Genomic DNA, 21,446 nt, shown 5'->3' with positions numbered 1-21,446 from the left:
AGATGGCTGACGGACAGAACGCCCGGCTGTCGCGGGTAGACATGTCCATACAAGCCATTACAGGCACCCCGAAAACAACTGTAGGAGTGAGCCTGCTCGCGATGAGGGCGTGACAGCCAACATTTCCGTGACTGTCAGACCGCTATCGCGAGCAGGGCTCACTCCTACAGGGGTACTACGTTTTGTTTAGTGAAACAGTACCGCCGTCTTCTGCAGGGTCACCCACACACCCCACGCCAACGGAATACCCACCACCAGCCACGCGGCGATTGCCAGCGGCTTGCTGCCCGGTGCGGCTTTCCACTCCAGCACGGTGCTCGCATCAGCACCTTTGTCGTGGCCCAGCGCCTGTTCGGCGGCCAGTTCGGCGTCGGTCATGAAGTACTTGTCGGCCACCGGGCGCACCATCAGGTTGCACAGGAAACCCAGCACCAGCAGGCCGGCGAGGATGTACAGAGTGATGTCGTAAGCGGCAGCGCGTTCAACGCCGATGCTCAACTGATACTCACGCAGGTAGTTCACCAACACCGGACCGAGCACCCCGGCCGCAGCCCAGGCAGTCAGCAGGCGACCGTGGATCGCGCCAACCATCTGCGTACCGAACAGGTCGGCCAGATACGCCGGAACGGTCGCAAAACCGCCGCCGTACATCGACAGAATGATGCAGAACGCCGCCACGAACAGCGCAACGTTGCCCAGATGGCCCATGTTCGGGATCAGTGCGTACAGGGCAAAACCGAGGGCGAAGAACACGAAGTAGGTGTTTTTGCGACCCAGGTAGTCCGAGAACGAGGCCCAGAAGAAGCGGCCACCGATGTTGAACAGGCTCAGCAGACCGGTGAAGCCGGCAGCGATCGCGGCGATCGAAGCCAGTTGCCCGGCGTCCAGTTGACCGAACGGCACGTCAACGCCCAACAGCTTGCCGCCGAACACTTCCTGCAGCAATGGCGAAGCCATGCCGAGGATGCCGATACCGGCCGATACGTTCAGGCACAGCACCAGCCACACCAGACGGAACTGTGGCGTTTTCCACGCCACATTCACGTGCACGTGACGGTGGGTGATCATCGCGTTCGAGGCTTTCTTCGCCGGAGCAGTCCAGCCTTCAGGCTTCCAGCCGGTTGGCGGCACGCGGTAAGCCAGGGCGCCACCGATCATGAATACGAAGTAGATCGCGGCCATGGCCACGAAGCTCTGCCAGACGCCGACACCGGCAGGCGAAGCGAAGTGGCTCATCAGCGCAGTCGCCAACGGTGCACCGACCATCGCGCCGCCACCGAAACCCATGATCGCCATGCCGGTCGCCATGCCGCGCTTGTCCGGGAACCACTTGATCAGGGTCGATACCGGCGAGATATAGCCCAGGCCCAGACCGATACCACCGATCACGCCAGAGCCGATCCACATCAGCCAGATCTGGTGGGTATAAATCCCCAGTGCCGAAATCAGCAGACCGCCGCACCAGCACAGCGCCGATACCACACCGGCCTTGCGTGGCCCGGCGTGTTCCAGCCAGCCACCCCAGATCGCTGCGGAGCAGCCGAGGAAGATGAAGAACAGGGTGTAGATCCAGCCGAGCATGGAGATCGGCCAGTCGCATTGCGAAGAGAAGATCTGAGCGATGAAGCTCATGTCCGGTGCGCAAGCCACTGGTGCAGTGACGCCCAGCGCCTTGGACAACGGCAACCAGAACACCGAGAAGCCATAGGCCATGCCGATGCACAGGTGGATGGCCAGAGCGGCCGGTGGAACCAGCCAACGGTTGAAACCGGGCTTGGCGATGATGCGTTCCTTGGACAGGAACGCAGGCTGGTCGGCGCGAAGGCCGTCCGCCGTGATGCTCGTGCTCATTGTGTATCCCCCAATTATTAGTATGGTTCGCCAGCCACTGCTCACCCTCGGCCTTTATGCACGCAGGCATGACCGTTTTTTCGGGTGAAGCTCCTTGAAGGCGCGACGTTAAGTCGCAGAAGGACGGACGAACCGGCGAAGGTTACCATTTGCACGTGACAGAAAAACCAAACTGATATCACCTTTTTCATGTCATCTGATCCAGTCCCGTGCAGGAGCTGCGGAACGCTGCGATTTTTTGACCTTGTTTTGAAAGGCAAAATCAAAAGATCGCCGCCTGCGACAGCGCCTACAGGGGGCACTTTTGAGGAGGCACCAATGCCTGTCACCGTTCAAATGCTTGAAGACGCCAGTTACCAGGATCAACAGGATCTGCAAAAAATCTATCGTGACGCTCCGCAATGGCTGTTCGCACCGTATTCCGGGGACGCTCAACTGATCGAAAGCAGCCTGGCTGACAGCGCTTTGATTGCAGGACGTTTCAACGATCGCCTGCTCGGTGCAGCACGGCTGACACGGCACGACAAGGTTTGGTACTTGTCACATTTGTGTGTACGAAAAGTCACCCGGCGCCGTGGGGTAGCCGAGCGATTGGTGAACCAAGCACAGAAAATGGCGTCGCAAGCGGGTGCCCAACTGCGCCTGCTGGCACCGGCCGGACACCTTGAAACCCAGGCGCTGGCCGCCAGATTGCAATTGCCGCTGGACGTCATCGCGACATGACAGCGCCCCGAACCGGGCGGATGCAGCGCTATACTCCCCGGCTAAATTACGAATTCGACTAACTACAAGGACTCGCCCATGAAAGCGTTCGGCAAAATCCTGGGTCTGGTACTTCTCGGGCTGTTGCTGATCATTGTGGCGGCGGGCTTCGCCCTGACCCACCTGTTTGATCCCAACGACTACAAAGACGAGATTCGCCAGATAGCCCGCGACAAGGCCCACATCGAGCTGACGCTCAATGGCGATATCGGCTGGAGCCTGTTCCCGTGGCTCGGCCTGGAACTGCACGAGGCCAGCGTCGCCACTCTGATCAATCCGACTGAACCGTATGCCGACCTGCAGATGCTTGGACTGTCCGTGCGCGTGTTGCCTCTGTTGCGCCGCGAAGTGCAGATGAGCGATGTGCGCGTCGAAGGCCTGAACCTGCGCCTCAAACGCGACAAGAACGGCCACGGCAACTGGGAAGACATTGGCAAGCTGCCGACAGCCGCTGCACCTGCCGGCAGCTCGGCACCCGCCAGCGCACCTGCAGCAGAGGCCGCCGCCCAGCCGGAAAAACCGCCGCAGCCGATCCGCCTCGACATCGACAGCCTGACCGTCAACAACGCCCGCGTTGAATACAACGACGAGCAGACCGGCAAGCAGTACAGCGCCGAAAGCATCCAGCTGAGCACCGGTGCGGTACACGATTCGACCAACATTCCGCTGAAAGCCACGGCGTTCCTCAGCACCAATCAGCCTGTGCTGCGGGTGCGTACCGAACTCAACGGCGAGCTGCGCATCGAGCGCGCCTTGCAGCGCTACAAGTTCGAAGACATGAAATTGTCCGGCGAACTGACCGGCGATCCGCTGCAGGGCAAGGCCATGACCTTCTCCGCCCAAGGGCAGATCTTGCTGGACAAGGCGGCGAACGTCGCCGAATGGACCGGGATCAAGATCTCCGCCAACCAATTGCGCGCGCTCGGTGAGCTGAAGGCCAACGACCTCGACAAGACCCCGCAGATCACTGGCGGAATCTCGATCGCCCAGTTCGATCTGGCGAAATTTGTCGACAGCATCGGCCAAACGCTGCCAGCCATGGCGCCCGGCAGCCTGAGCAAAGTCGAACTGGTCAGCCGCGTGGCCGCCACGCCCACCAGCGTCGCCTTCGACAACATCAACCTGAAACTCGACGACAGCAGCTTCAGCGGGCGCATTGCCGTGGAAGATTTCGCCAAGCAGTCGCTGCGCGCGATCCTCAAGGCCGACACCTTCGACGTCGACCGCTACCTGCCGCCGAAGTCGGAAAAAGCCAATAACGCCACGCAAGTGCGCCAGGCCGAAGTCGCCAGCACCGAAGCCGATGCCATGGCCGGCGCCGGCAGCACACCGTTGCCGGACAAACCAAGCAAAAGCGCCTGGAGCACCGAGCGCCTGCTGCCGGTCGAGCGCCTGGCCAAACTCGACGTCGATGCCGACCTGACCTTCGGCCAACTGACCCTCGACAAACTGCCGATCCAGAACGCCGCGCTCAAAGCCACCGGCCAGGGCGGCCTGCTGACGTTGGAAAATCTGCGTGGTGGCCTGTACAACGGCGACTTCGAAGCCAAGGGCACCCTCGACGTACGCCCGAGTGCGCCGGTGCTGAACCTGCAAACCAGGATCAACCGCGTACCGGCCGAGAAAATCCTCGAAAGCCAAGGCAAGAATCCGCCGGTCAAAGGCCTGGTCACACTGACCAGCAGCCTCACCGGCAGCGGCAACAGCCAGCAGGCGCTGATTGAAACCCTCAACGGCAACGCCAGTTTCGTGATCAACAACGGCGTGCTGCTCAACGCCAACCTTGAACAGCAACTGTGCAAAGGCATCGCCACCCTCAACCGCAAAACCCTCAGCGGCGAGCCACGGGGCAAGGACACGCCGTTCCAGGAACTCAAGGGCAACCTGACCTTGCGCAACGGTATCGCCAGCAACCCGGACCTGAAAGTGCGCATCCCGGGCATGACCGTCAACGGCGATGGCGACATCGACCTGCGGGTACTGGGCATGGATTACCGCGTCGGCATCATCGTCGAAGGCGACACCAGCGCGATGCCGGATCCGGCCTGTCAGGTCGGCGAGAAATTCGTCGGCATCGAGTGGCCGCTGCGTTGCCGTGGCCCGCTGGAGCTGGGCGCCAAGGCCTGCCGTGTGGATAACGAACGTCTCGGCCAGGTCGCGACCAAAATGGCCGGTAACAAACTCAGCGAGAAGATCGATGAAAAACTCGGCGACAAGGTCAGCCCGGAATTGAAAAACGCATTGAAGGGGCTGTTCAAGCGATGAGAGCGGAGCAGTTTTCCACGGCGGTGCTGGAATGGTTCGACCGCCACGGCCGCCACGATTTGCCTTGGCAGCAAGACATCAACCCGTATCGGGTGTGGGTGTCGGAGATCATGTTGCAGCAGACCCAGGTCAGCACCGTGCTCAATTACTTCGACCGCTTCATGGCCGCGTTGCCAACGGTGCAAGCCCTGGCCGAAGCGCCGGAGGACGAAGTGCTGCACCTGTGGACCGGACTGGGTTACTACACCCGCGCGCGCAATCTGCAGAAGACCGCGAAGATCGTCGTCAGCCAGTACGGCGGCGAATTTCCGCGGGACGTCGAAAAACTGACGGATCTGCCGGGTATCGGCCTGTCCACCGCGGGGGCCATCGCCAGCATCAGCATGGGCCTGCGCGCACCGATCCTCGATGGCAACGTCAAACGCGTTCTCGCGCGTTTCACTGCGCAAGAGGGTTACCCGGGTGAACCGAAGGTCGCCAAACAGCTGTGGGCCAACGCAGAGCGTTTCACGCCGCACGATCGGGTCAACGCCTACACCCAGGCGATGATGGATCTCGGTGCCACGCTGTGTACGCGGAGCAAACCGAGCTGCCTGCTGTGTCCGCTGGAAAAGGGCTGCGAGGCGCACATGCTCGGCCTGGAGACACGCTACCCGATCCCCAAACCGCGCAAGGCGATCCCGCAAAAACGCACGCTGATGCCGCTGCTGGCCAATGGCGAAGGCGCGATTCTGCTTTATCGCCGCCCGTCCACAGGGCTGTGGGGCGGCTTATGGAGCCTGCCGGAACTCGACGATCTCGACGACCTGCAGCATCTGGCCGATCAGCACTCGCTGACCATGGGCGAGCAGCAAGCGCTGCCAAGCCTCGTCCACACCTTCAGCCACTTCCAGCTGTCCATCGAACCCTGGCTGGTTCAGGTGCGGGAGGCCGGTCACCACATGGCCGAGGCCGACTGGCTCTGGTATAACCTCGCCACCCCGCCGCGCCTGGGCCTTGCCGCCCCGGTCAAAACCTTGCTCGAACGCGCGGCCGCCGTATTGAACGCAGGAGAGTCGTCATGACCCGCACCATCATGTGCCGCAAGTACAAAGAAGAACTGCCCGCGCTGGACCGCGCTCCTTTCCCGGGCGCCAAAGGTCAGGATATTTTTGACCACGTCTCGGCCAAGGCCTGGGCTGACTGGCAGAAACACCAGACCCTGCTGATCAACGAAAAGCGTCTGAACATGATGAATGCCGAAGACCGCAAATATCTGCAGGGCGAAATGGACAAGTACTTCTCCGGCGAGGATTACGCCAAGGCTGAAGGCTACGTTCCGCCTGCTGAGTAAACCCGCAAAATCGGGGGGCGGATCGTAAGCGACGGAATTAATTTAAGAAATTTTAAAAAAGTCGTTGACGTAAATCCGAAAAACCCTTTTAATGCGCCCCGTTGCCCAGATAGCTCAGTCGGTAGAGCAGGGGATTGAAAATCCCCGTGTCGGCGGTTCGATTCCGTCTCTGGGCACCAAATACCGAAAACCCTGAATCGCAAGATTCAGGGTTTTTTTATGCCTGCGATTTGATGGCGGCTCTCTTGATCCTTTTTTCCGGGCTGCGCAAATGCGCGACGGGTTTCGAACAAAGGCGATCCGCGCTACTTTGGCCGCACCTTAAGGAAGAGGGTCATCCGCTCGATGAACCAGAAAAGAACCCGCGTCCCCCTGCCCCATCCGCCACCCTATCGTCAGAGCCGGGTGGCATTCTGGCTGACGGTGCTGGTCGGCGTACTGATCGCCTTCCTCATCGGTGCGTCGATTTACCTGATCGTCCACAGCTTGATCAGCGGCTCCATCACCACCTGGAACCGATCGGGCCCACGCCATACCTACACCCTCGCGCTGCAACCCCGAATGTTCTGGTTCGAGATCGTGTCGCAGTGCGTCGGCACGTTATTCCTGATAGCCGTCGGCTGGATCGGATTATGGATTCACCGAATGGCGCAAGAGCCCAGTGACAAGCAGAAGGCCAAGCGTACGCGCTAAATGAAGACCGGCCTCAGAGGGTGTTGACGTAGTCGACCGGCAACAAAACCGTGTCGAGCGCAGCGTCTACCGGCAGCGATACCACGGTAATCAGCGGGCAAACGATCATCATGTAGCAGATGACCGCTGAGGGCATGCCGTCGCCCCCTCTCACGCCAAGCAAGTGCAGGTTGCCGTCGACACCTTTGTAGTACGGCTCTGCTGAATCACCATTCAGGCGCCCCATCATCGTTCCACAACCGGCCAGCAGCAAAACCAGGCTCATCACTGAGCCAATACGCAAAATCCCTTTCAAACCAGTACTTCCTTGCATCACAAAACATAAGGCGCGGGATTGTACCCGCGCCTCGATTCTTCAATACACCCAACGTTATCCAGCGTCATTCCAGTGGAACACCAGATTGCGCGCAGTGCCGCTGCCAACGTCTGTCACGTCACGCCGTGTTTCGCCGTTGCGCGTGGCGACCACGGTGTACTTACCGGGTGGCAGTTGCACGTACACCAGCGGACCCGTTTGGGTGAGGGTCAGCACGGTTTGCCCCGGCGACTTTTCAATCATCACATCGACATCAGCGGTGTACTGGTCTTGCGCGCCCACCGCGAACGTCATGTGCAGGTTATAACCGGTGGATTGTTGAATGGCTTTTGACTCGTCCAGACCGATCCCGCCGGACAGGTAATTGATGCCGTTTTGCTGTTGTTGCTGAACTTGCACACCGGCACTGTCGATCGGGTCGAGGTTGGCCGCCTGCAACATCGCCGGAAAGACCAATGCAGCCACCGCCGCGATGGGAAGCAGGAATGAAAGAACGCGTTTCATGATGACAACTCCCGGGCTCTTGTAGAGCCCAATCGTTACTCCTTATTTGATCCGGCCAGGGAAGCACGTGTTTTAGAATGATTGGAACTTGGCCTGTGTCCGAAATGGACTACGCCGGCAGGACTGCATTGATTTTGTGACGCAGTGCGTCACGAATTCTCGAAAGCGCACTGCCTTCGGATCTGGAACGCAGCGCGTTCCGAATCGTTGCATTTACGCCTTGATGAAGCTCATGCTCAGGAGATCCCGCAAAGACCGAGTCCTTATGAACTCATGCAGCACTGCGCTCACCCACAGCGCCGTTATCGTCAATGAGCCCTTCCATGAGGCCGCGGCCGACGACTTTGTCCTTGGAGGCTTCACCTGGCGGCACACCCTGCCTGACCCGCAACGCCCGGTGGTCATCATCAACGCTGCCACCTCGGTACTCTGCCAACACTATTCGCGCTTCGCCGATTACCTGTTCGCCAACGGCTTCGACGTGATCACCTACAACTACCGAGGCATCGGCGAATCGCGCCCGGCCACCCTGAAAGGCCTTGAGGCCTCATGGACCGACTGGGGCGCGCTGGATTTCGAAGCGATGCTCAAACGCGCGCAACGGGAATTCCCCGGCCAGCCGATTGATGTGGTCGGCCACAGCTTCGGCGGTTGCGCGGCTGGGCTCGGCGAGTCCGGGCAGGTCATTCGTCGGCTGGTGACGGTCGGCGCGCAGTTCGCTTACTGGCGCGACTATGCGCCGGCACAGCGCTGGCGCATGTTTGGTCAATGGCATTTGCTGATGCCGCTGCTGACGCGGCTCTGTGGCTACTTCCCGGGCAAACGCCTCGGCTGGCTGGAGGACACGCCAACAGGCGTCGTACGCGACTGGAGCACGCCTGCCGCGCGCTACGAGCAGCGTCCCAGTGGCCGCCGACTGCTTAAGGCCAGCGGTCGCTTGCCCTTCGCCAATGTCCGCGCAAAGACCTTGGCGATCAGCATCAGCGACGACCCTTATGGCACGATCCCGGCCATCGAACGCCTGCTCGGCTACTTCAGCCATGCGCACAAAACCCACTTGCGCATCGCGCCACAAGACATCGGCGAACAACAAGTCGGACATTTCGCCTTTTTTCGTAGCGCATACCAAGCCACACTATGGCCCATCGCTCTGACCTGGCTGCAAACCGGCAAGCTGGCCCCCGCCACACCCGGGCGGCCAGTGGCACGCAGCCGAGCCCTTTCAACGCACGACGGAACACACCATGGCCTCCGCCAACAAGCAGCAAAAACGCGCCGCCCGGGCCAAGACCAAGGCCAAGCAGAACCGCACCAAACGCGCCGAGGCGCCGGTCGAACTGGACCCGAACGATGACCGCATCGACTTCGAGTCGGTGGACCTGACCGAGCTGTTCAAGAAAATGATCGACGCCGAGAAGATCAGCCAGCAAGCCATGTGCACCGCATTCCTCGAAGACCCGCTGCTGGAGCTGGTTTACGAGCAGGAAGGCGAAGAAGGCGCGATGGACTTCATCCTTGCCGCGCTGATCGAGTATCGCCAGTGGTCGCAGGAAACCGACGAAGCCGGCGCTCTGGCGTGGATCGAATCCCCGGCCTTCCAGGCCGACTATGTGGCGGCGTCCGACGCGATTGCCGCACAAACCCAACAGAAAAACTGAGTTCCCATGGCATCCCTGAACAAGCAACAGAAACGCGCCAAACGCGCCAAGGCCAAAGCCAAGCACATCCGCATGGTCGGCCGTAAGCCGCTGGACCAGGACGACAACCTCGGGCATCTGGACGAGCCGATCCCGGAATACACCCTGGCGATGTTCAGCAAAATGCGCGACGCCGAAGCCGTCAGCCGCAACGAAATGCTGCTGACCCTGCTACGCGAACTGGCGTTCATCATCGTTGACCATCCAGAACTGCTGGACATGGAAAACGCCGAGAACGAAGGCATGGCCGCCACTCACCTGGCCGCCGACATGCTGATCGACTACCGCATGTGGGCCGACGGCATGGACATCGAAACCGCCCAGGCCTGGCTGACCGAGCCACAGTTCATCACCGATTTCGGAATTGCGCTGGATACTTACGGCAAGTCGCTGGAGGACAGCGCCCCCAAAGCCGAGTAACTTTTTGCACCTGACATTCACGCACGATCAAAAAAGGAGGTCAGGTGAAGAAGACAGCTTCATGCAAGGATGGACAATTGCCGAAATCAGAAGACTCAGCTGCGACCCTCCAAAGCAAAACTGTTAAAACTCCCAAGGAAGCAACTTGGGATGAATGGTTCGACGAAGAGAAAGGCAGCTCAGACTTTATGTTCTTGCGAGAACAAAGCTGATTACGGATATGTGGCGATGTTTCGCCACCGGCAGCACAAACAAAAACGGCCGCTCGTCATCACTGACAGCGGCCGTTTTGCATTACGCGTTGCGGATCAGTTCAACACCACCGCACCACGGTTTTCCAGCTTGCGACGGCGTGCCACCAGCAGGCCGGCGGCAACGACCATGAGGCTCAGCAGGCCGGTTGCGAGGATTTCCACGCGATGGGCTTCCTGGAACAGCATGATGGTCAGGGCCGCGACGATGAAGATGATCACCGCGTAGGTCAGGCCCGGGAACAGCCACATGCTGAAGACGATTTTCTCGCCGCGGGCCATGCGTTGTTTGCGCATGCGCAGTTGCGAGAACGCGATCACCAGGTACACCAGCAGCGCGATGGCCCCGGAGCTGGCCAGCAGGAACTCGAACACGGCAGCCGGGGCCACGTAGTTGGCGAAGGTGCAGAGGAACGCCGCGCCGGTCGACAGCATGACTGCCCAGTAAGGCGTACCGCTTTTGTTGACCCGGGTCGACATCGCCGGTGCGTCACCGCGCTTGCCGAGGGAGAACAGCATGCGCGACGAGGTGTACAGCGCCGAGTTCAGGCAGCTGGTTACCGCGACCAGAACCACGATGTCGACGATCATTTTCGCGTTCGGAATGCCCATGCGCTCAAGCACGGTCTGGTAGGAACCGAGGCTGGCCAGCGCAGGATCGTTCCACGGCACCAGGGCCACAACGATGAAGATAGATACGAGGTAGAACAGGCCGATCCGCCAGATCACCGAGTTGGTGGCCTTGGAAATCTGCTTGCCCGGGTTCTTCGACTCCGCGGCCGCGATGGTCACGATCTCGGTACCCATGAACGAGAACATGGTGGTCAGGATTGCACCCAGTACCGCGCCCATGCCGTTTGGCAGGAAGCCGCCGGAATCAAACAGGTGCGAAACACCGCTGACCTGGCTGGTCGGCAGGAAGCCGAAAACGGCCGCAAGACCCAGCGCGATGAAGCCGATGATCGCCAGGACTTTGATCAGAGCAAACCAGAATTCGAATTCACCGTAGTTTTTCACGCTGAACAGGTTGGTGACCGTCAGCAGCATGGTGATGATCAGTGCAAACGCCCAGATCTCGATCCCTGGGAACCAGGCATGGAGGATGGTCGCGGCGGCGTTGGCTTCCAGTGGAATCACCAATACCCAGAACCACCAGTACAACCAGCCGATGGTGAAGCCGGCCCAGTGCCCGATGGCACGGTCGGCGTATGTCGAGAACGAGCCGGTGTCGGGCGAGGCGACAGCCATCTCACCGAGCATGCGCATCACCAGCACCACCAGGGTACCGGCGGCGGCGTAGGCCAGCAGCACGGCAGGGCCGGCGGCAGCGATCGCGTGGCCGGAGCCAACGAACAGACCGGCGCCGATAACACCGGCGATCGACAACATGGTCACATGACGCGGTTTGAGCCCCTGTTCGAGGCCATTGGAGCTTGGGGTACTGCTCATCGGAACTACCTTTGCGAGGAAAGCGATTGCGTCCGTCCTGTCTGGTATTTCCTTCTCGTAAAAAGAAACCAACAGGGCGTTCCAGATTCTGCACGCAATAAATGCGCCAAAATGTTTCAAACTCTTCTGGGCCGCGGTTTTCAGCGAGACCGGACAGTCATCGCAAGTCATTGGAATGAATGGCAATTCGCCAGAGCGTTACCCTGCGACTCACTTTTCAGACGATTCAGCGCACCAGAAACACACTGAAAAAGTGTGGGATGCACAATAAAAGGGCGATTCAGGAACGTTCGGCCGGATAGCGCTTCCAACACCCCGCCAAAGCTGGCAACATCGCGCCTTTTTTTACGCGACGCCCACGGGTTTGCACGATCAAACACCCGTTCGGTTGTTGATGGGGCGACAGTCTGCTGTGCCGATGCGACAACCTGCCACACGCCATCCGCTTACCGCTCGTAGCGCTGTTGGCTGCCATTGAAACGCTATGCTAGCTTGGCCGCCTCGCCAGGAAGGCCCGCCAACAGCAGGAGCGCAACATATATGAGGAACGCACATGGCTGAGGCCACGCCCGCGCTTGAAATCCGCAACTTGCACAAACGCTACGGACAGCTTGAGGTGCTCAAAGGTATCTCGCTGACCGCCCGCGACGGCGATGTGATCTCGATCCTCGGTTCCTCCGGTTCCGGCAAGTCCACGTTCCTGCGTTGCATCAACCTGTTGGAAAACCCGCACCAGGGTCAGATTCTGGTGGCCGGTGAAGAACTCAAGCTCAAGCCCGCCAAGAATGGCGAACTGGTTGCCGCTGATGGCAAACAGATCAACCGCCTGCGTTCCGAGATAGGTTTTGTATTTCAAAACTTTAATCTGTGGCCGCACATGAGCGTGCTCGACAACATCATCGAAGCCCCGCGCCGCGTGCTCGGCCAGAGCAAGGCCGAGGCGATCGAAGTCGCCGAAGCGCTGCTGGCCAAGGTCGGCATCGCCGACAAGCGCCACGCCTACCCGTCGCAACTGTCCGGTGGTCAGCAACAACGCGCGGCGATTGCCCGCACGCTGGCGATGCAGCCGAAGGTGATTCTGTTCGACGAGCCCACCTCCGCGCTTGACCCGGAAATGGTTCAGGAAGTACTTAGTGTCATCCGCGCACTGGCCGAAGAAGGCCGCACCATGCTGTTGGTGACCCACGAAATGGGCTTTGCCCGTCAGGTCTCCAGCGAAGTGGTGTTCCTCCACCAAGGGCTGGTGGAAGAGCAAGGATCGCCTCAGCAGGTGTTCGAAAACCCGCTTTCGGCGCGCTGCAAACAATTCATGTCCAGCAACCGCTAACGGAGCAACATGCATGCAGAATTTTAAGAAGGTCTTCCTGGCCGCCGCCGTCACCCTCGCGTTCAGCGCCGGTGCCATGGCCGAGACTCTGAAGATGGGCATCGAAGCGGCTTACCCGCCGTTCAACAACAAAGACGCCAGCGGCAACGTGGTCGGCTTCGACAAAGACATCGGCGACGCCCTGTGCGCCAAGATGAAAGTCGAGTGCAGCGTGGTTACCTCCGACTGGGACGGCATCATTCCTGCGCTGAACGCCAAGAAGTTCGACTTCCTGGTCTCCTCGCTGTCGATCACCGAAGAACGCAAGGGCGCGGTGGATTTCACTGACCCGTACTACTCGAACAAGCTGCAGTTCATCGCGCCGAAAGATAAAGACTTCAAAACCGACAAGGATTCGCTCAAAGGCAAGATCATCGGCACCCAGCGCGCCACCCTCGCTGGCACTTGGCTTGAGGACACCTACGGCAGCGATATCGAAGTCAAACTCTACGACACCCAGGAAAACGCCTACCTGGACCTGACCTCCGGTCGTGTCGACGCGATCCTCGCCGACAAGTACGCCAACTACGACTGGCTGAAAAGCGACGCCGGCAAGAACTACGAGTTCAAGGGCGATGCTGTCGTGGAAAGCGACAAAATCGGCATCGCCGTGCGCAAAGGCGATCCGTTGCGTGAGAAGCTGAACGCCGCACTGAAGGAAATCGTCGCTGACGGTACCTACAAGAAGATCAACGACAAGTACTTCCCGTTCAGCATCTATTGATCTGACCTGCGGGACTGGCGCCGTGATCCGACGGCGCCGGCTCCCGGCCTTGCCTGCCGCGATTTGAAAAGAAATCCATGATTATCGACCTCTACGGATTCGGCCCGGCCCTCGCCGCCGGTGCGCTGATGACCGTCAAACTGGCGCTGACGGCCCTGTGCCTGGGACTGGTGCTCGGCCTGCTCGGCGCCTTGGCCAAGACTTCCCCGTACAAGCCGCTGCAATGGCTTGGCGGCACTTATTCGACGCTGGTGCGTGGCGTCCCGGAATTGCTCTGGGTGCTGTTGATCTACTTCGGTACGGTCAACCTGATGCGCAGCCTCGGTGAGTTTTTCGGCAATCCCGACCTGCAACTCAGCGCCTTCGCCGCCGGCGTGATTGCGCTGGGCCTGTGCTTCGGCGCCTACGCCACGGAAGTGTTCCGCGGCGCGATCCTTGCCATTCCCAAAGGCCATCGCGAAGCGGGTGTGGCGCTGGGACTGTCGAAATGGCGGATCTTCACCAAGCTGATCATGCCGCAGATGTGGCGCATCGCCCTGCCCGGTCTGGGCAACCTGTTCATGATCCTGATGAAAGACACCGCGCTGGTGTCGGTGATCGGCCTGGAAGAAATCATGCGTCACGCGCAGATCGGCGTGACCGTGTCGAAACAACCGTTCACCTTCTATCTGGTGGCGGCGGTCATGTACCTGGGCCTGACGGTGCTGGCGATGACCGGCATGCACTTCCTGGAAAAACGCGCCGCTCGCGGCTTTGCGAGGAGCGCTTCATGAACTGGGAAGTGATCATCAAATGGCTGCCAAAACTGGCGCAGGGCGCGACCCTGACCCTGGAGTTGGTGGCGATTGCCGTGATTGCCGGCCTGCTGCTGGCAATTCCACTGGGCATCGCCCGCTCTTCGAAGCTGTGGTACGTGCGCGCTTTGCCCTACGCCTACATCTTCTTTTTCCGTGGCACGCCGCTGCTGGTGCAACTGTTCCTCGTCTATTACGGCCTGGCGCAGTTCGATGCAGTGCGTAACAGCGCGCTGTGGCCATACCTGCGCGATCCGTTCTGGTGTACCACCGCAACCATGACCCTGCACACGGCGGCGTACATCGCCGAGATCCTGCGCGGCGCGATCCAGGCCATTCCGCCCGGCGAGATCGAAGCGGCACGAGCGCTGGGCATGTCCAAGCCCAAGGCGATGTTCTACATCATGCTGCCGCGAGCGGCGCGCATCGGCCTGCCGGCCTACAGCAATGAAGTGATCCTGATGCTCAAGGCCAGCGCGCTGGCGAGCACCGTGACCCTGCTGGAACTGACCGGCATGGCCCGCACGATCATCGCCCGCACCTACCTGCCGGTGGAAATCTTCTTCGCCGCCGGCGTGTTCTATCTGCTGATGTCCTACGTGCTGGTGCGCGGCTTCAAGCTGCTGGAGCGCTGGCTGCGCGTCGATGCCTGCCAAGGGCGTTGATACTTCCCACGTGCTGACGGGCGAGGCCCTACTCGCCCGCTTCATCGCGCTGGATGCTTTTCTGATTGAGCATCAGGCGCTGTGGAAACCTCGTCCGTTCACCCATCTTTCGCTTCCATGGGAAACCGCCTACCCCGAATTGTCCAAGTGGCTACGCGGACGATCGCTGGAAGATGCAGAGCGGGCGCATAACCATCCTGCCGATCTCGTCGATGCCCCGGAGCCGTTCGCTGCATTGGCGGCGTTGTCGGCTGAGCTGAGCGCGGTCGTTGAGCTGCCGGAGCATGCGCTGGAAACCCCAGGCCACCGATTGAATGTCGATGTGCCGGGGCGCAAGTGGCAGCAGATCGAAGCCTTCGCCAGTCGCTTGTCTTTCGCCTCGCAGCCGACGCACTGGCTGGACTGGTGCTCCGGCAAGGGACATCTGGGCCGACGCCTGTTGAGTACCGGGCAACAACTGACTTGTGTCGAATACGATCCGGCGTTGGTCGCCAGTGGTCAGGCATTAAGTCAGCGCCATCGTTTGCACGCCCTGCATGTCGAGCAGGATGTACTGGCGGCAGACGCAGCGAGCGTTATAAGTGCTCAGCACACCCCGGTCGCCCTGCACGCCTGCGGCGATCTGCATGTGCGCCTGATGCAACTGGCAAGCGCTGCCGGATGTCAGCAGATGGCCATCGCCCCGTGCTGCTACAACCGGATCAAGCGCAACGAGTACCAGGCATTGTCCTCAGCGGGTTTGCGATCCGCCCTACAGCTCTCGCTCGAAGATCTGGCGCTGCCCATGAGCGAAACCGTCACCGCCGGTGCAAGAGTCCGACGTCAGCGCGACACCTCCATGGCCCGACGCCTGGCTTTCGATTTGCTGCAACGGCAAGTGCGCTGCGTCGACGAATACCTGCCCACCCCGTCCCTGCCCAGCGCCTGGCTGGACAAACCGTTCGCCGATTACTGCCGCGATCTGGCAGCACTGAAAGAGTTATCCACAATCGGCACGCCAGATTGGCAGGCACTGGAAACCGCCGGTTGGCAGCGGTTGGCCGAAGTTCGCAACCTGGAATTGCTCCGCGGATTGTTCCGACGACCGCTGGAGCTTTGGCTGAATCTTGATCGAGCCATTTTCCTCACCGAACAGGGATACGTCGTACGCCTCGGCACCTTTTGCGACGCACCGCTGAGTCCGCGTAATTTTCTGCTGCTGGCCGAGCGCGATTAAAATCTTTACAGCCTGTGGATAACTCTGTTGATGGTTTTCCCGTGGATCCAATATCTACGGCTATTGCATGGCAAAAACACCATTGGTCATTTTTTGTTCATATAGATAAAAAACCTGTAAAACAGGGCTTTGCGCGCAAAATGAGAACGTGTCCACAAAATCCCCTGCAACGCCACCGTAGCGCCCATCCGTTGTGCATAAGCTTCCAATCAAAACGACATAAACGGGTGAAATGGGTGCTTGAACGTTGCAGAAATCCTGCCCTCACGCTCATTCTGGCTTGATCGCGTAGCACCTCGGTTTTGCGGCTAAAAACTCGGCGACACCGCTCACGCCAAGCCTGATCCAGCGCCTGCGTAAAAATAGTCTGAATTCAGGGGTTTACAGAACCAACCCAATCGCTATAATCGTCGCCCACACGCCGGTATAGCTCAGTTGGTAGAGCAACTGACTTGTAATCAGTAGGTCCCGGGTTCGACTCCTGGTGCCGGCACCATACAAAACGAAGCCCCTGCAGAAATGCAGGGGCTTTGTTGTTTCTGGCGTTTGAATATGAAAAGCGCAACAGCTGAGTGTTCATGACTTTGACCCTGAAGTTATGAGCGCTCACCCTATCTAAAAGATCTTTGCTGTAGATCGCGGCAACCCACACAAGACCGCCTGACTTCATCAGCGCAAAAGGCCTCCCCATGGAGCAAAGCCAACAATCTGCAGACACGCCATTCAGCACCTTGTCAGCAGTTGAGATATCGAACTCCCCCACCGACAAAATTCAAATAAGCGAGCGCTGAAGGTCCGTCACAAGTTGATACGCGAAGTTGATTGTGACGCAGAGCTTTGCGCATAAACTCGCCGCCGACAACATGGAACAGGGAGTCAACTGATGTCTACATGCAAAAAAGCCTTGGAAATCCGCGAAGCATTTGAGGAGGCCGGAAACGCGCTCTCGTTATTCATCGATCTGTGCACATCTGATATTCAACTCACCCAACGCAGCATACTGGCCTTGTCGACTTATGGCAGAACCTGCATGAACACCTTTGAGGACGCCGAACGCTGGTTGCGCAGTCAAGACGAGGCACGAGCCAACTTCCTCCCTGAACAGGCCAAAGCAGGGAAATAAGGGAAATAAGGGAAATAAGGGAAATAAGGAGGAAATAAGGGACAGACCACTTTTTGAGCTGAGACTGTGGTCTGACTCTATTTTTCCCCACCTTATTTTGCTCGTGTCACTACGGAGCTTAGGTTGGCGAAAACGCTTTGAGAAACCCCGGCCTTCCTTTGCTCTTCAGTGGCCGCCGAGAGCGGCAGCAGCGTTACGCGCGAGGCCTTTCCAGCCATCATCTGACGTACAGATTCCATCACGTCCGTCTGAAATCGCCCTAGTTCATTTGCCATGCCTTTTCTTCGCCTTCAGCTATTTTCTCCAACGCACGCTTGCTGAACTTATGCAGCTTGAACCGAAAGCGAAATCCGCCTTCCAAGTTGCTGCAACGCACGCTCAACATTCTCGATTTTGGAGTGATGCAGAAAATCTACCAAGCGATCGACCTGGGGCCGTTGTACGCCGAGACGACGTGCCAACTCGGCCTTGCTTAAACCTGACTCCAAAAGCGTATTCCACAGAGCAACCTTTGCTGCAGTCAGCGCAGGCAGACGCAATACGACGTCACTTGCCTGTTCTCCTGCCTGCCCGGTCGGAATCAACCGGCGATCATCAACGTATATCGAGAGCGCCGTCTCGATTGCATCAATGGCGGTGTCCAACGCTTGCTCGAGGGTGTCGCCAACGGCGTGCATCTCAGGAATTTCTGCGCAGGACAACCAGACACTGTCCGGCTCTTCGTGAACTTCCAACGCATATTCGAACATCACGATTCCTCTCATGGGGTACAGCTGAGCCTCAATCCTTGAGGCCCAGCTGTTTGATTATCGATTTTCTCAACCCTTCGCCCATTTCCTTGGCTCCATGGTCGGGAAACACAGTTGATTTGCCATTCAAGGAAACCTTGAAGTGACTGCCCTTGCCGGTTTGAAACTCAACGCCTTGGGCTTTCAACCATCGCCGAAACTCGCTGTACTTCATGTGCATCACTCGCCGTTTCGGTAAAGCGAATGTGCAACATATTTGCTGCGCGCGCAACATAAGTGTTGCACTACACAGAGATGGCAACGGCCACCACCTGGCCACGATTGCGCATCCGTCCTCCGCAAGCTACCGTCAATCCCATCGCTGCCAATTCAGCGACCGGGCCTGAGAACCCGGGTAAGATACAGGCGCACCAGCGCCCCAAACCCATGATTGCCGGCGCTTTTTTTGCACCCGCACTCACGTGTAATGGCGGCTGTGCGTGGGAGACCTTCGGGTCTGCCGGGTTCCTGTATCTCCGGTTTCTCAGCCTGCGCATAGCTGCCACCCTTTCGCCTGAGAACGAAAAATGGCAGCTCTCATTTGATACAGGGAGTTCACAAATGAATGCCATCGATCCATCCGTAATCCGCCGCGCTGCCACACCGGTCACCTCACTTCACGCCATGGATACGGCAGGTGAAACGAAATGACCGACTACCTCGATTTGAAAACTCCAGGACTTACGCACTTTTCCTTCCAGGCCAATCAAGCGCTGTTCCGCACCAATCGTGGTGTGCCGGTAATAGCCGCCCTTTCTCACGCCTCCCACTTGCTTCACATCTCACGATTGCTCACTGCGGACACTTCAGTCTCGCGCGATCCGGATCTTCACGCTTATGCCTCTCAGTATCTGCAGGAGTTGAGCAAAGCACTGATCGACGATGTGGTGAAAGTACTTGATGCGCCAACAGCAAGCCATTGACGTAAACCGCCAAAAGAAAGCCCTCGCGGTACCGCGAGGGCTTTCTTGCGCTTCAAACCTGACTGATCTCAAACACAAACGAAATCCTGCGTTGACTCGCACTCCACACATAACGCAGATGTTTGCCCTGCTTCGGAATCGACACCGCTGGCGGCCGGAAAGCGGCGACACATTCGTGGCCCGGCAGGCGAACGCTGTTGTAGAGCATCCCCCACGATTCAGACTCACGCAGTTGTCGGGCAAACGCCTGGGATGGGCCATAGGCGTCTGGATCGGGTTGATGCAAATCGGGAAAGTCATCACGAACATCGTGCAGCGGCTTAACCACCCGATTGACGTAAGTACGCATGGTCAACTCAAGATCCGCTTCGTTGGTGGCCGCGAGGAAGCGTTCCTGGTGATAGCAAGTTTCGGCGATGGCCGCGGCCTGGCTGCTGGCGGCGTAGTAGACGCCGAAGGTGCCATCGGTGAAGCGGCTGCTTTTGCCGATATGGGTAAACGCCGCCATCACCGGGGTTGAACCGGGGCCGGAGAGTCGGTCTTCGTGGCGTACACGAGCGAGTACACCGGCCTGCTCGATCAGGCGATCGTTGGTCAGTGCTTCCAGCGCGTAGGCGATTTCCAGGTCTTCGGGGTCGAGCACGTCTTCGAACAACGCAATCGGCGGGAAGCTGCTGTTGACGATCCGGTAGGCCTTCGGCCATTGCGGCTCAGCCAGCGGCGGGGCCTTCAACCGCGCACCCCATCGAGGTAGCGGCGCACGTCGGCGATATCGACCACCCTCCCCGCGAGCATGTAATCCAGCGCCGTTCGACCATTGAATGGCGCAGCCGTGTTGGGGCTGCTGACCCACGTATAAGCACGCTCGCGGCTGTTGCTGAAGATGATGCTCAAGGCCTTGTGAATGCCCATCAGATACGAGATGCGCTCCAGCGTGTCGTGCGGCAGGCGAATGTTCGGCGGCAGGTGTTTGTACTTGTAGAACGTGGTGTTGCCGACGCCACCCAGCAAAGTGCGCTGCTGCTCGGCGTTGCAACCCCAGCGCTCCATGAGATTGAAGAAAAACTTCAGCGCGACGCGCCCGGCCTCGGGGACGTCGAGTTGTTCACGCGGGGTGAGGGCTGGGGATGAGGTAGGCATGGTCGTCCTTCTTGGCTGGTCCGCAAGCTGAGCGTAGTACACATATGAATTTTTACAAAAGATCTATTCGCATGCGAATAAGAACCTTGAAATTCCAAGCTTGACACCTCTATGTTCCGTGGCAGAGAATCTGGCGCAAGAGCGCGAAACCGACTGCCTTCAGGTGGCAATAGTCGGCGTTAGGAACCCCGTTGATGACCTGAAAATCAGCGTTCGGGTGAGACCTCTTCTCCCCTGCTTGAGGGAGCACAATATCAAGCAACATTATGTGAAGGGCAGCCTGAGAAGGCTGCCCTTTTTCGTTTGAGCTACCGGTAACGTTGATACAACAGCTCACCATGCCGATGCTTGTTCAGGCCTTTCTTGTCACAGTTCATAAAATTCCAGAGTACGTTGCCGCGTTCAACATGAACCACCACCAGCATCTGGTATCTCGCGTTGTAAGCACCGATGAAAGAGAGTCGAAACGAGGCGTCATCGTAAGAAACCCGCCATATCTCTAACGGCCTCGTCAGGGTATCTCGCGCAAATTCGGTGAACCGCTCACGGGCATTCGGGCGCTTTTCCACCGTATGAAGCAAATGCTCGCGCTTCACCAAAATCGGCACATATGGCGTTTCGATCAGAACAGCATCAAGACCATGATCAAGTCCGAAGCCTCTGGCAACCTGCTCCCACGCTGCATTAAGACTCAGTTCACCTGGCAGCTCTCTAACCGCAGAAATCAGAAGCCCGGGGTCAATATCGCGAATATCCGGCAGGCCCAGATCTTTCCAGTTTTTTTGATCGGGTAACGCCCTGCTCCCCTGCAAACTCATGGCATCGACTCGCTAGCTTCGCGGATGCCGGCATTGCCTGGAAATCCATGGCCTCGGACTAGAAGTCCCGAAAATAACTACCTGATATTTCAGCCACTTGTGCTTCGGCGGTAAATAAGCCCGTTCGCTCTTTTCTATAGGAGGCTTCCGACAACGGTGCAAAACAGTGGCGTTTCGGTGTGGGAAACATTCAAAAAAGCTGTAGTCCGAGGCGTAAAAAAAGTGCCCGACTCGTCCGAATCGGGCACTTTTCTTGACCCCAATCACCCCCACGTCATCAAAAATCCCGATCCTGTGTCAGCTTCCAGCCATCGGCGGGGACATCAATTCGCTACTAAACCCGCGACA

25 protein-coding genes and 2 tRNA genes are annotated in these 21,446 nt (G+C 58.7%); 18 read left to right on the top strand and 9 right to left on the bottom strand.

Features of this window, described 5'->3' with window-relative positions:
* Positions 1-186 precede the first annotated feature (186 nt).
* On the bottom strand, positions 187-1,851 hold the full coding sequence (locus tag ACS4NR_RS23430; protein WP_095137959.1) for an OFA family MFS transporter: 1,665 nt from the start codon (positions 1,849-1,851) through the stop codon (positions 187-189).
* 318 nt (positions 1,852-2,169) lie between these two features.
* Between ACS4NR_RS23430 and panM the strand changes: the two genes are divergently transcribed.
* From panM to ACS4NR_RS23400, 6 genes are all read left to right on the top strand, one after another.
* Positions 2,170-2,574 carry an aspartate 1-decarboxylase autocleavage activator PanM gene (panM, locus tag ACS4NR_RS23425; RefSeq protein ID WP_456018462.1) on the top strand — a complete coding sequence of 135 codons (405 nt, stop codon included), beginning with the start codon at positions 2,170-2,172 and terminating at the stop codon, positions 2,572-2,574.
* A 78-nt stretch (positions 2,575-2,652) separates the two neighbouring features.
* Complete coding sequence (locus ACS4NR_RS23420; RefSeq protein WP_456018461.1) at positions 2,653-4,878, top strand: AsmA family protein; 2,226 nt, start codon at positions 2,653-2,655, stop codon at positions 4,876-4,878.
* A complete protein-coding gene (gene mutY / locus ACS4NR_RS23415; RefSeq protein ID WP_456018460.1) occupies positions 4,875-5,942 on the top strand; it encodes an A/G-specific adenine glycosylase in 1,068 nt (355 codons plus the stop codon). Before ACS4NR_RS23420 ends, mutY begins: the two co-directional genes overlap by 4 nt.
* Positions 5,939-6,211 carry an oxidative damage protection protein gene (locus ACS4NR_RS23410; RefSeq protein WP_007961706.1) on the top strand — a complete coding sequence of 91 codons (273 nt, stop codon included), beginning with the start codon at positions 5,939-5,941 and terminating at the stop codon, positions 6,209-6,211. The genes mutY and ACS4NR_RS23410 overlap by 4 nt, the downstream gene beginning before the upstream one ends.
* Before the next feature lie 103 nt (positions 6,212-6,314).
* Positions 6,315-6,390, top strand: a tRNA-Phe gene (locus ACS4NR_RS23405).
* Positions 6,391-6,556: 166 nt separating this feature from the next.
* Positions 6,557-6,904 carry a hypothetical protein gene (locus ACS4NR_RS23400; protein ID WP_456018459.1) on the top strand — a complete coding sequence of 116 codons (348 nt, stop codon included), beginning with the start codon at positions 6,557-6,559 and terminating at the stop codon, positions 6,902-6,904.
* A 13-nt stretch (positions 6,905-6,917) separates the two neighbouring features.
* On the opposite strand, the gene ACS4NR_RS23395 is transcribed toward ACS4NR_RS23400, so the two are convergent.
* Both ACS4NR_RS23395 and ACS4NR_RS23390 read right to left on the bottom strand, forming a co-directional pair.
* Positions 6,918-7,199, bottom strand: a complete 282-nt coding sequence (locus ACS4NR_RS23395) for a YceK/YidQ family lipoprotein (protein ID WP_095137954.1) — start codon at positions 7,197-7,199, stop codon at positions 6,918-6,920.
* A 75-nt stretch (positions 7,200-7,274) separates the two neighbouring features.
* Positions 7,275-7,724: a carboxypeptidase regulatory-like domain-containing protein gene (locus tag ACS4NR_RS23390; RefSeq protein ID WP_253148824.1), complete on the bottom strand. Its 450-nt coding sequence runs from the start codon at positions 7,722-7,724 to the stop codon at positions 7,275-7,277.
* A 265-nt stretch (positions 7,725-7,989) separates the two neighbouring features.
* On the opposite strand from ACS4NR_RS23390, the gene ACS4NR_RS23385 reads away from it, so the two are divergent.
* Genes ACS4NR_RS23385 through ACS4NR_RS23370 form a run of 4 tightly spaced genes read left to right on the top strand, consistent with a single transcriptional unit; the run spans position 7,990 to position 10,053 of the window.
* A complete protein-coding gene (locus ACS4NR_RS23385) occupies positions 7,990-9,078 on the top strand; it encodes an alpha/beta hydrolase family protein (protein ID WP_456018458.1) in 1,089 nt (362 codons plus the stop codon).
* Complete coding sequence (locus ACS4NR_RS23380) at positions 8,969-9,382, top strand: hypothetical protein (protein WP_042608625.1); 414 nt, start codon at positions 8,969-8,971, stop codon at positions 9,380-9,382. The genes ACS4NR_RS23385 and ACS4NR_RS23380 overlap by 110 nt, the downstream gene beginning before the upstream one ends.
* 6 nt (positions 9,383-9,388) lie before the next feature.
* Positions 9,389-9,841 (top strand): hypothetical protein, encoded by a 453-nt coding sequence (locus tag ACS4NR_RS23375; protein WP_003220723.1) that lies wholly within the window; start codon positions 9,389-9,391, stop codon positions 9,839-9,841.
* 44 nt (positions 9,842-9,885) lie between these two features.
* On the top strand, positions 9,886-10,053 hold the full coding sequence (locus ACS4NR_RS23370; protein WP_456018457.1) for a hypothetical protein: 168 nt from the start codon (positions 9,886-9,888) through the stop codon (positions 10,051-10,053).
* A gap of 96 nt (positions 10,054-10,149) precedes the next feature.
* Here ACS4NR_RS23370 and gabP read toward each other — a convergent pair whose 3' ends face one another.
* The gene (gene gabP / locus ACS4NR_RS23365) at positions 10,150-11,541 is read right to left on the bottom strand and encodes a GABA permease (protein ID WP_253148834.1); all 1,392 of its coding nucleotides are present in this window, start codon (positions 11,539-11,541) and stop codon (positions 10,150-10,152) included.
* A 553-nt stretch (positions 11,542-12,094) separates the two neighbouring features.
* Between gabP and ACS4NR_RS23360 the strand changes: the two genes are divergently transcribed.
* The 7 genes from ACS4NR_RS23360 to ACS4NR_RS23330 all read left to right on the top strand — a co-directional run bounded on the left by ACS4NR_RS23360 (position 12,095) and on the right by ACS4NR_RS23330 (position 17,429).
* On the top strand, positions 12,095-12,868 hold the full coding sequence (locus tag ACS4NR_RS23360) for an ABC transporter ATP-binding protein (protein ID WP_041071351.1): 774 nt from the start codon (positions 12,095-12,097) through the stop codon (positions 12,866-12,868).
* A 13-nt stretch (positions 12,869-12,881) separates the two neighbouring features.
* A complete protein-coding gene (locus ACS4NR_RS23355) occupies positions 12,882-13,631 on the top strand; it encodes an ABC transporter substrate-binding protein (RefSeq protein WP_027611242.1) in 750 nt (249 codons plus the stop codon).
* Between the two features lie 77 nt (positions 13,632-13,708).
* The gene (locus ACS4NR_RS23350; RefSeq protein WP_007961693.1) at positions 13,709-14,404 is read left to right on the top strand and encodes an ABC transporter permease; all 696 of its coding nucleotides are present in this window, start codon (positions 13,709-13,711) and stop codon (positions 14,402-14,404) included.
* Positions 14,401-15,090, top strand: a complete 690-nt coding sequence (locus ACS4NR_RS23345; RefSeq protein ID WP_007961692.1) for an ABC transporter permease — start codon at positions 14,401-14,403, stop codon at positions 15,088-15,090. The genes ACS4NR_RS23350 and ACS4NR_RS23345 overlap by 4 nt, the downstream gene beginning before the upstream one ends.
* Positions 15,071-16,306 carry a methyltransferase gene (locus ACS4NR_RS23340; protein ID WP_456018456.1) on the top strand — a complete coding sequence of 412 codons (1,236 nt, stop codon included), beginning with the start codon at positions 15,071-15,073 and terminating at the stop codon, positions 16,304-16,306. Before ACS4NR_RS23345 ends, ACS4NR_RS23340 begins: the two co-directional genes overlap by 20 nt.
* A gap of 420 nt (positions 16,307-16,726) precedes the next feature.
* Positions 16,727-16,802, top strand: a tRNA-Thr gene (locus ACS4NR_RS23335).
* Between the two features lie 387 nt (positions 16,803-17,189).
* Positions 17,190-17,429 carry a hypothetical protein gene (locus ACS4NR_RS23330; RefSeq protein WP_456018455.1) on the top strand — a complete coding sequence of 80 codons (240 nt, stop codon included), beginning with the start codon at positions 17,190-17,192 and terminating at the stop codon, positions 17,427-17,429.
* Positions 17,430-17,752: 323 nt separating this feature from the next.
* Here the strand turns inward: ACS4NR_RS23330 and ACS4NR_RS23325 are convergent, their stop codons facing one another.
* Entirely contained in the window at positions 17,753-18,178 is a 426-nt protein-coding gene (locus ACS4NR_RS23325; RefSeq protein WP_448179509.1) for a type II toxin-antitoxin system HicB family antitoxin, read from the bottom strand.
* A gap of 31 nt (positions 18,179-18,209) precedes the next feature.
* Positions 18,210-18,392 carry a type II toxin-antitoxin system HicA family toxin gene (locus ACS4NR_RS23320; protein WP_041071532.1) on the bottom strand — a complete coding sequence of 61 codons (183 nt, stop codon included), beginning with the start codon at positions 18,390-18,392 and terminating at the stop codon, positions 18,210-18,212.
* Positions 18,393-18,864: 472 nt separating this feature from the next.
* Between ACS4NR_RS23320 and ACS4NR_RS23315 the strand changes: the two genes are divergently transcribed.
* Positions 18,865-19,140, top strand: coding sequence for a DUF3077 domain-containing protein (locus ACS4NR_RS23315; protein WP_456018454.1), 276 nt, complete (start codon positions 18,865-18,867; stop codon positions 19,138-19,140).
* 52 nt (positions 19,141-19,192) lie between these two features.
* Here the strand turns inward: ACS4NR_RS23315 and ACS4NR_RS23310 are convergent, their stop codons facing one another.
* The 3 genes from ACS4NR_RS23310 to ACS4NR_RS23300 all read right to left on the bottom strand — a co-directional run bounded on the left by ACS4NR_RS23310 (position 19,193) and on the right by ACS4NR_RS23300 (position 21,098).
* A complete protein-coding gene (locus ACS4NR_RS23310) occupies positions 19,193-19,873 on the bottom strand; it encodes an RES family NAD+ phosphorylase (RefSeq protein WP_456018453.1) in 681 nt (226 codons plus the stop codon).
* Entirely contained in the window at positions 19,870-20,280 is a 411-nt protein-coding gene (locus tag ACS4NR_RS23305; RefSeq protein WP_007961687.1) for an MbcA/ParS/Xre antitoxin family protein, read from the bottom strand. Before ACS4NR_RS23305 ends, ACS4NR_RS23310 begins: the two co-directional genes overlap by 4 nt.
* A 308-nt stretch (positions 20,281-20,588) precedes the next feature.
* Complete coding sequence (locus ACS4NR_RS23300) at positions 20,589-21,098, bottom strand: PBECR2 nuclease fold domain-containing protein (RefSeq protein ID WP_333989313.1); 510 nt, start codon at positions 21,096-21,098, stop codon at positions 20,589-20,591.
* Positions 21,099-21,446: the final 348 nt, after the last annotated feature.

This window comes from Pseudomonas sp. JQ36, assembly GCF_053851495.1.
Note: the sequence above shows the minus strand (reverse complement) of the source record. Positions and strands in the feature narration are given on the sequence as shown.